General features: G+C 41.4%; 10 protein-coding genes. 6 read left to right on the top strand and 4 right to left on the bottom strand.

Translation table 11 applies throughout. The annotated features are described in order from the left end of the window. Positions 1-141: 141 nt before the first annotated feature. From FZ952_RS05930 to FZ952_RS05915, 4 genes are all read right to left on the bottom strand, one after another. Complete coding sequence (locus FZ952_RS05930) at positions 142-555, bottom strand: helix-turn-helix domain-containing protein (protein WP_262366337.1); 414 nt, start codon at positions 553-555, stop codon at positions 142-144. A gap of 445 nt (positions 556-1,000) precedes the next feature. After that, the gene (locus FZ952_RS05925; RefSeq protein ID WP_037614566.1) at positions 1,001-1,303 is read right to left on the bottom strand and encodes a DUF1827 family protein; all 303 of its coding nucleotides are present in this window, start codon (positions 1,301-1,303) and stop codon (positions 1,001-1,003) included. Between the two features lie 68 nt (positions 1,304-1,371). Continuing rightward, positions 1,372-1,821: an NUDIX hydrolase gene (locus FZ952_RS05920; protein WP_037614568.1), complete on the bottom strand. Its 450-nt coding sequence runs from the start codon at positions 1,819-1,821 to the stop codon at positions 1,372-1,374. 509 nt (positions 1,822-2,330) lie between these two features. Continuing rightward, the gene (locus FZ952_RS05915; protein ID WP_148880969.1) at positions 2,331-4,616 is read right to left on the bottom strand and encodes an ATP-dependent Clp protease ATP-binding subunit; all 2,286 of its coding nucleotides are present in this window, start codon (positions 4,614-4,616) and stop codon (positions 2,331-2,333) included. A 245-nt stretch (positions 4,617-4,861) separates the two neighbouring features. Between FZ952_RS05915 and FZ952_RS05910 the strand changes: the two genes are divergently transcribed. From FZ952_RS05910 to FZ952_RS05885, 6 genes are all read left to right on the top strand, one after another. Next, entirely contained in the window at positions 4,862-5,092 is a 231-nt protein-coding gene (locus FZ952_RS05910; protein WP_037614573.1) for a DUF1797 family protein, read from the top strand. A 139-nt stretch (positions 5,093-5,231) separates the two neighbouring features. Next, entirely contained in the window at positions 5,232-6,086 is an 855-nt protein-coding gene (locus tag FZ952_RS05905) for a bifunctional methylenetetrahydrofolate dehydrogenase/methenyltetrahydrofolate cyclohydrolase (RefSeq protein WP_062199168.1), read from the top strand. A gap of 227 nt (positions 6,087-6,313) precedes the next feature. Next, the gene (gene nrdR / locus FZ952_RS05900; protein ID WP_037614692.1) at positions 6,314-6,787 is read left to right on the top strand and encodes a transcriptional regulator NrdR; all 474 of its coding nucleotides are present in this window, start codon (positions 6,314-6,316) and stop codon (positions 6,785-6,787) included. Then, positions 6,788-7,936 (top strand): DnaD domain protein, encoded by a 1,149-nt coding sequence (locus FZ952_RS05895; RefSeq protein ID WP_148880968.1) that lies wholly within the window; start codon positions 6,788-6,790, stop codon positions 7,934-7,936. Next, on the top strand, positions 7,937-8,836 hold the full coding sequence (dnaI, locus tag FZ952_RS05890) for a primosomal protein DnaI (RefSeq protein ID WP_148880967.1): 900 nt from the start codon (positions 7,937-7,939) through the stop codon (positions 8,834-8,836). Then, positions 8,833-9,549 carry an NADPH-dependent oxidoreductase gene (locus FZ952_RS05885; protein ID WP_062199162.1) on the top strand — a complete coding sequence of 239 codons (717 nt, stop codon included), beginning with the start codon at positions 8,833-8,835 and terminating at the stop codon, positions 9,547-9,549. Before dnaI ends, FZ952_RS05885 begins: the two co-directional genes overlap by 4 nt. Positions 9,550-9,554 lie beyond the last annotated feature (5 nt).

The following is a 9,554-nucleotide window of genomic DNA, read 5'->3' as shown; positions in this document are numbered from 1 at the left end:
AATGATGGTTTCGTTGCTTTTCATTATAGGTCTTATGGGACTTTTTTTCTCTTGAACATACAATATAAGTGCACAATTTCACCATAAAATACTTCATAAGGAGTTTTCCAGTTGAGACACTTTCGTGATCTATTATTTAGTTTATCCTCCCACACCACGAGCACCATGTGAAAGCTTGTCGTCAAAGTGACCGCGATAGATGGCTCTATAAATCGTTTGATAACTAATAACAGATTTCCCATATTCTAGGCACAAACGGCCTTCTATTTCCTCAGGAGACCATTGGCAATCGAGAAAAAGGTGCTTGACTATTTTGCTTAGATTCGAGTCTAGATCCAGCTTTCTCTTTCGCCCACAATGTGATTTAGCAAGTTTATAAGCTGCTTGTGCTTTGTTGGGAGAATAGATATTTTCTTTCGTATGACGTTTCCATTCCCGACTAATGCTGGAAGGATGACGATGAAGTAATTTTCCGATTTGAGAAAAATTTTGACCTTGCGTACGGTAAATCAGAATACTTTCGCGCTCATCTATGGTAAAATGGTGGTAGCTCATAAGATTTCCTTTTGTAACTAGTTCGTTCAATTCTATTTTACTAGAAAATCTTATGAGTTTTTATTGTGCACTTATATTGTATATTCAAGACAACAAAATAGGCTCCATAATCCCTGCAGTGGAGTTACCCACTACAGAAATTATAGAGCCGGAGTTTTGGTCTATGAAGGTTACGCTTGAAATCTACTATGACATCTCTGGTATCAGATCTCCATCGCTTATAGGTATAGATGATATGCTTTTTAACATTAATATTAGAAAACAATATGACATATTATACAATAGGTATCTGTGAAATTGCAGAATATCAGATTTAGTATATTTTCTAGTTAATGCTCAACATATAAAAAAGAGAGAACCCAGGTTCTCTCTCAATGCTAAAATTGACCATTCACTTTAGTTGATAATAAGTTATTTTGCTTTATACGCTTCTATATCTGGGAGTTCAATCTTTAACAGGGATTGAGATTTCTATTAGATTATTAGCGTAAATAGTTCGGATTGCAGATGAGTCAATCATTTTGGAATCGATTTTTCTTTTTAAAAAGAATTCTCTAATTTTTTCAATTTCTTGTTCTCGTATAGCACGGTGTGTATTTGAAATCAGTATTTCATAGTGAAGAGGAGCTTGTGTGAAAACAACATCACTGTTTCCTGCTGAATAGACCTCTACTAGTGTCGCGTCTGTGCTTTCCAGCTGGCTTTTCACAAGTTCGGCGTGACTATTTGTTGTATTAATAAGCTTCATGCGATTTCCTCCTACATTGTATCTGCTAGTATTATAACATCTTTTTGGAAAATTGTGAACGATTCTCTTTAGGCTTTATGGATGCTTTTCCATTTTTCAATTCCCCATTTATGACTGCCACGTTTAACTTTTTTGATTGCTTCTTCGATTGGATACCAAGCTAGATTGTTGAAATCTTCAACAGGTTTTTGTATCGCAGTGAAGGAAATTGTTTCGTAGATGTAGGCTGGATTATAAAAATGGGTGTCTCTGTGTCGGGAATAGAAGTATTCATCTGCTTGGCCAAGATATTCTCCAATTTGAGCTGTGAAGCCCAGTTCTTCGATTAATTCTCGTTTGAGAGCTGTTAGGTGATCTTCGCCATCCTCAATTTTACCACCTGGAAGGAACCAAGCTCCATTCGGTGCCTGAACTAGAATAATTTTTTCTTTATTCTCATCGGGAATAACAGCATAGACTCCGTAACGGGTCACATATTCTACATTTTCTTCTTTTAATCCAAAGGTTGGGAGTGTCATGATTTTCCTCATTCTCTAGTAAGTTTACTATTATCATAAAGGACTGAAGAGCCTCTGTCAAGACTTTACTAGTATTTTTTTGATTTCTTGATAAGAAAATAGAGTGAAAGTTCCAGTAAAATCTATTTTGAAGTTTTCAAAGAGCAGTTAGATACTATTCTCTTATCTTGTTGGAAATATATTTGAAGTTACAAGATATTAATAATAAGAAAATTACCCCCAAATGACAAAAATTTTGTCTAGTAGTCGCTGCTTGTTATTTAAATTCAGATGGATGGACAAGCACAAAGTGTAGGCACTAGATTGACAAGAAACTTGTTTAGCATTAGGAATTATAGACTATTTTACATCTCAGACAATATGCAGGAGTTTAAAACGAATGCTGCAAAGGTGACGATTGGACTTTGCCTTTGTGTAAATAAGTAGTTTCCTAGAAATATTACATCTATTCTATATATAAAGAAACCCAACCTAGTTTAAATCCTAAGTTGGGTTTCTTTTCTTATATTTTATTGTTCGGTTTCATCTGTTGTCGGTTTGCTGGGTTCATCAGTAGGATTTTCAGTTTTCTTAGTTGATTTGATGAGGATCTTGCCGTTGCTGGTCATGATAGCTTTGAGTTCTTTTTCACTTGGATTTTCCAGATAGAAGTCAGTAATGGCGTCTTCAATATGATCCTGGATGGTGCGGCGCAGTGGGCGAGCACCCATTTTCGGATCGTAGCCCAGATCCACCAGTTTTTCCTTGACTTTTTCGGTGACTTCTAGATGAATGTCATTGCTAGCCAAGCGTTGATTGACATCATCCAGCATGAGATTGACGATTTGCAGCAGGTTGTCCTTACTGAGTGCCTTAAATTCGATAATGCCGTCAAAGCGGTTCATAAACTCAGGACTGAAGAAGTTGCCCAGTTCCCCCAGAACGGAGTTGGTTCGGCCTTCACGCGCTGCCCCAAAGCCAACACTGGCTTCAGCTTTACCAGTTCCGGCATTGGATGTCATGATAATAATCGTATCCTTAAAGCTGACAGTCCGACCTTGACCATCAGTCAGGCGGCCATCATCTAGCACCTGCAGGAACATGTGCATGACATCGGGATGTGCCTTTTCTACCTCATCCAGCAGAATGAGCGAATACGGGTTGCGGCGGACGCGTTCTGTCAGCTGGCCAGCTTCGTCATAACCGACGTAGCCCGGAGGTGCACCGACTAGTTTAGATACGCTGTGTTTTTCCATGTACTCACTCATATCAAAGCGAATCATGCTGTCAGCAGAGCCAAAGAGCTCGATAGCCAATTGCTTAGACAGCTCAGTCTTACCGACACCAGTTGGTCCAACAAAGAGGAAGCTGCCGATTGGGCGATTAGGACTTCCTAATCCGACCCGGTTGCGGCGGATGGCCTTGGCAATCTTATCCACGGCATCGTCTTGACCGATGACATGGGCTTTTAAGTCGCTGGCGAGATTGACTAGTTGAGACTGTTCTTTTTCTTTGAGATCGCCGACTGGAATATTGGTCTTTTGCTCTACGATGTGCTCAATCGTTTTCTCGCTGATAATCGGAGTATCCTTGTCTAGCACACTTGTTTGCTGGAGTTCCTTGTATTTGGCAATCTGGTCGCGGAAGTAAGCCGCTTTCTCGAAATCTTCGTCACGGGTTGCCTGAGCCTTGAGATTTTCGGCCTCAATCAGCCGCTGGTCAATAACCTTAGGATCAACAAAGTTGAGGGTCAGATTCATCTTAGAACCAGCCTCATCCAAGAGGTCAATAGCCTTGTCTGGCAGGAAGCGGTCTTGGATGTAGCGGTTGGAGAGAAGCGCAGCGGCTTCAATGGCCGCATCTGTATACTTGACGTGATGGTAATCTTCGTATTTTTTCTGAATCCCTTTGAGGATGGTAATGGTTTCCTCTACCGTCGGCTCGTCTACCTTGACGGGCTGCATCCGGCGCTCCAGTGCTGCGTCTTTCTCGATGATACGGTATTCATTGAGGGTAGTCGCTCCGACCATTTGGAGTTCTCCGCGAGCCAGCGCTGGTTTGAGGATGTTCCCAGCGTCCATATTGCCATCGCCAGCAGAGCCTGCTCCGACAATTTCATGGATTTCATCAATAAAGAGAATGACATCCTGACGAGAACGAATCTCATCAATGAGCTTCTGCATCCGTTCCTCGAATTGGCCACGGATACCAGTCCCCTGTACTAGGCTGACAACGTCTAGGCGAATGACTTCCTTGCCTTGGAGTTTATGAGGCACATCACCATCAACAATCTTCTGGGCAAGGCCTTCGACCACAGCTGTTTTTCCGACTCCGGGCTCTCCAATGAGGACAGGATTGTTCTTGGTGCGGCGGTTGAGGATTTCGATGACACGGACAATCTCTTCATCACGTCCGATAACAGGATCTATCTCGCCTCGGCGAGCTAACTCGGTCACGTTGATACCAAACTCTTCTAGAAGTCCTTTGGTTTTTTGCGGAGCTTGCTGACGTTGACCACCTCCACGGCTGGACCCACCATAACCACCGCCTCCATAACCTCCTCCTGATTGAGTTGGAGGGATATTTGGATTTGGCTCCTGAGGATGTTGGAAATTGCTGAGGCTGTTAAAGAAATCGTCAATAGGATCGATGTTTTGATTGTTTGTGTTATAAAGACCGCCGAGTAAAGAGTTGTTAGGGTCAGTTTTCATGATTTGGTAGCAGTTTTGACAGAGATCAATCTGCTGTTTATTTCCATTTACATTTGTATAGAGATGAATGGTTGATTCATTGATTTTACAGTTTTGACAAAGCATGTTCTACCTCTTTCTATAGGAAGCGAAATTGCCTATTTTTAAATGGTCAAAAATAGTCAAAGTTTTTATAATTTCATTATATCAGTATTTTAAAACATTGCAAGAATTAAGTATAAAATCCTACTGGAGACCGATGAATTTGCAAGAATTTTGGCGAAAAAATAAGAAAAAGATGCCCTTTTACTGGTATTTCAGTTTCTTTTTGTGGTAAAATAGGAAAGAACCAAGTAAATAGGAGAAATAAAATGGAATCACATTTAGTTAGAATCATCAATCGCTTGGAAGCTATGGCCAAAGATGGTGGAAATTTAAAACGTAATTTTGAGCGTGAAGGAGTTGTTGTCGCGGAAGTAGCTTACAGCTACGACGAAGAAAACGGTCCAGTCTTTACCCTGCGTGATGTTGCAGCGCGTGAGACCTACACTTTCGATAGCATCGACTTGATTGCAATGGAAATTTATGAATTATTGTACTAAAAAAGCAGAGACCTGCTTTTTTATTTTATCCTAAAAGATAGCTGGTTATTTTTATAAGTTTTTATAAGAAAAATGTATAAGTGCGACTGGGAGATTTTTGGTATAATGGATAAGATACTGAAAAAGAAATGAGAAAGTAATGACTAGAATTATTGATGGGAAAGCTTTAGCGGAAAAACTTCAAGCTAAATTAGCAGAAAAAACAGCGAAACTCAAAGAAGAAACAGGGCAGGTTCCTGGCTTGGTAGTTATTTTGGTTGGGGAAAATCCAGCCAGTCAAATCTACGTGCGTAATAAGGAGCGCTCGGCTTTAGCTGCTGGCTTTCGGAGTAAGGTAGATCGTCTACCGGAAGAGACCAGTCAAGAAGAGTTGTTGAGCTTGATTGAAACTTATAATCAAAATCCTGACTGGCATGGGATTTTAGTCCAACTGCCTTTACCTGATCAGATTGATGATGAAGCTGTGCTGCTGGCTATTGATCCAGACAAGGATGTTGATGGCTTCCATCCTCTTAATATGGGCAAACTATGGAGCGGCCATCCTGTTATGATTCCGGCTACTCCTGCAGGTATTATGGAGATGTTTCATGAATATGGCGTTGAACTGGAAGGTAAGCGAGTGGTCGTCATCGGGCGGAGTAATATTGTCGGTAAGCCCATGGCTCAGTTGCTTTTAGCTAAGAATGCGACGGTAACACTGACACATTCGAGGACCCACAATCTAGCTAAGACTGCTAAGCAGGCGGACATTTTAGTTGTGGCTATTGGACGAGGACATTTTGTAACTAAGGACTTTGTCAAGGAGGGGGCTGTTGTCATCGACGTCGGTATGAACCGAGATGAGAATGGCAAGCTGATTGGCGATGTTAAGTTTGATGAAGTAGCTGAAATAGCCAGTCTGATTACCCCTGTACCTGGAGGTGTTGGCCCGATGACTATTACTATGCTGATGGAGCAGACTTATCAAGCCTTTGTCAGAAGTTTAGAGAAATAGTAGCTGTTGAAGCAGTTTGTAAGAGATACAGGCTGCTTTTTGGATGGGAAAAATTGAGCAACAATGGATTTCGGTACAGAGAAGTATTTGGGGTTAGTAATGAGGGGCGATTATGTAGCATTAGCGGGTTTTGAGTATGAATTAGAACTTGATAGAGCAATCAACTGCCTTTTGTTATTTTTCAAAACATGGTATAATGAAGTATTAGGATTCTAGGAGGATGTGTCATGCGGTGTCCCAAATGTGGTGGAAGTAAGTCAAGTGTAGTTGATAGCCGACAGGCAGAAGATGGAAATACTATTCGTCGTCGTCGCGAGTGCGAAGAATGTCAGCACCGCTTTACGACCTATGAGCGTGTCGAAGAGAGAACCTTGGTAGTTGTCAAAAAAGATGGGACACGTGAACAGTTTTCGCGAGATAAAATTTTTAATGGCATTATTCGATCTGCTCAAAAACGCCCTGTTTCCAGCGATGAAATTGAAGCGATTGTAAATCGGATTGAACAAAAGGTCCGAAGCCAAAGTGATAATGAAATTCATAGCGAGTATATTGGTTCTCTCGTCATGGATGAGTTGGCAGAATTAGACGAAATCACATATGTACGTTTTGCCAGTGTTTATCGTAGTTTCAAGGATGTCGGCGAGCTGGAAAGTCTATTGAAGCAGATTACTAAGGGATCCAAAAAGAAAAAGGAAAAATAAATGAAACCAAACAGTCATTTTTCTTTCTTACGAAATAATCGGATTCATCAGGATGTGGGAAACTTTACTAGGCTATATTTGCCGATTGTTGGCAGAGATGCGGCGACCCTGTATTTCTATCTGCTTGCCTTTTGGGATAATGGGCAAAAGGATCATCTCTTTGGGCATATTCTCAATCATCTGGATTTTGGCATGGATGTTTTAGAAAGAGCTTTAGAGCGTCTAGCGGCTATGGAACTCCTAGCTCTTTATCAGAAGGACGATCATTATTACATTTGCCTTTCTGCCCCTCTAGCAGCGGATGATTTTTTTCAGCATAACGTCTATACGAAACTCTTGGAGAAAAAAATTGGCGAAGCAGCAACAGATGCCTTGAAACCTAGCAGGGCTGAGGGACAGAAGCTTGAAAAACCATTTGTGCAGGTCTTTGGTTTGGAAGCTGAGCGTCTTGATTTCTCTCGAAAAATGAAAGATTTTGATTTAGGAAATTTCAAACAGCGAATGGCTCAGGAAAATTTACGTTTTGCAGATGAAAAGGAAGATCTCTTAGAACTTTTTGCCATTGCCGAGCAAAAGAAATGGACCTGGTATGAAACTTATCTTTTGGCCAGAGAAACTGCTATTTCTCAGGTTATCTCGACCAAACGTATGCGACAGAAACTGAATCAAAAGCCAGTTGACGGTAAATTTAGTCAGCAGGAACAGTCCATCATTAGAGAAGCCAAACGTCAAACGTCGCTGATTTTTTTAGCCGAAATTAAGAAAACCCGTCAGGCAGCGATTACTCGGACTGAGCGAAAACTCTTACAAGATATGGCAGAACTAGGCCTTTTGGATGAAGTGATTAACCTCGTCCTACTTCTAACCTTTAACAAGGTTGATTCGGCCAATCTGAACGAAAAATACGCCTTAAAAGTGGCTAATGATTTTGCTTATCAAAAGGTGACTTCTGCTGAGGAAGCTGTTCTAAAAATTCGCGAGAGACACCAGCAAACTGTTGGTAACCAGGCTGAACCGAAGCGCAAGTCCAGCAATGTACCTGAATGGAGCAATCCTGATTATAAAAATGAAACTAGTCTAGAAAAACAAGCAGAGCTGGAAGAGCAGAAACGCAGACTATTAGCCAAATTGGAAGGAGGCGGTGAGTAAATGGAAAAAGTCGGACAGGCGATGCCTCACATGAATAAGGTTAGGCAGTTTGATTACCAAGAACTGGTCAAGCAAATTCTGGCAGATCCGGACATAGCTGCCTTTATTCAGCAAGAGCAGTTATCGCAGGCTGAAATCCAACGCAGTATTTCCAAATTTAACCAGTATATCACTGAGCGCAATCGTTTTTTGCTCAAGGATGAAGCCTATATTGCCAAGGGTTATAAACCCATTTTGATTAAAAATGAAGGCTATGCAGATGTGTCTTATGAGGAAACTCCTGAGTTGATTGAGCAGGAACGTCAGGAAGCTATTCGTGGTCGTCTAAATTTGATTAATCTGCCGGCCAGTCTTAAGGAAGCCAGTTTGGCTCAGGTTGACTTGGATGATATAGGCCGCTATCAAGCTTTTGAACTCTTGACTAATTTTGTAGCGGATTATCCAAACTACCAAAAGGCTATCTATCTTTATGGAGATTTTGGTGTTGGTAAAAGCTATATGATGGCGGCTCTGGCTCATGATTTGTCAGAAAAACGAGGCGTATCTACTACTCTGCTACACTATCCTAGCTTTGTTTTGGACGTCAAAAACGCCATTAGTTCTGGTCAAGTCAAAGAAAAAATTGACGATGTCAAAGTGGCTCAGGTCTTGATTCTGGATGATATTGGAGCTGAACAGTCCAGCCCTTGGATGCGGGATGAGATTCTGCAAGTTATTCTCCAGCATCGTATGCAGGAAAATCTGCCAACTTTCTTTACTTCTAATTTTAGTTTTGTTGATTTAGAACGACATTTTGCCACCGCGAGAAATGGGGATGAGACTTGGCAGGCCAAGCGGGTCATGGAACGAATTCGCTATCTGGCTCAGGAGGTTCGCCTAGAAGGAGAGAATCGTAGATGAATGAAACAATTGATTTAATGTTATCCCATACCTCTGTTCGTCGTTTTACAGAGGAGCAGATTTCAGATGAAGAGTTGAAAATGATTATCAATGCTGGACGGGCAGCTTCTAGTTGGAAAAATTTTCAATCTTATTCCATCATTGTGATACGCAGTCAGGAGAAAAAAGAGGCTCTTTTTGAGCTAGTGCCCCAGAAAGCTATCCTCCAGGCTTCAGCCTTTCTGCTTTTTGTCGGTGACCTTAATCGAGCAGAAAAAGGCGTTCGGTTACATACAGAAGATTTTTACTCAGAGGGCATAGAAAACCTTCTCATAACTTCTGTTGACGCAGCCTTGGCGGGTCAAAATACCCTTTTGGCTGCTGAGAGCATGGGCTATGGTGGTGTCATTATTGGTTTGGCTCGCTATGTTTCTAAAGAAATAGCAGAGCTGTTAAAGCTGCCAGATTACACCTATCCAGTCTTTGGCATGGCTTTGGGGAAACCCAATCAGAACCATGCGGTTAAACCGCGTCTGCCTTATGAAGCTGTTGTTTTTGAAGAAAGCTACCAAGAGCAGGGAAGCTCTGCCATTGAGGCCTATGACCGCGTTCAGGCTGATTATGCTGGAGAGAGAGCTCAGGATACCTGGAGTCAGCGTCTAGCGGCTCAATTTGGTCAAAAGCCTAATTTGGCCAGTCAGGATATCTTGAAAGAGAAGAAATTATTAAACTAGAATAA

It is taken from the genome of Streptococcus sp. Marseille-P7376, assembly GCF_902460385.1.
GTDB classification, from domain to species: Bacteria; Bacillota; Bacilli; order Lactobacillales; family Streptococcaceae; genus Streptococcus; species Streptococcus sinensis.
The sequence above is the reverse complement of the archived record's forward strand: the minus strand, read 5'-3'. Positions and strand labels throughout refer to the sequence as shown.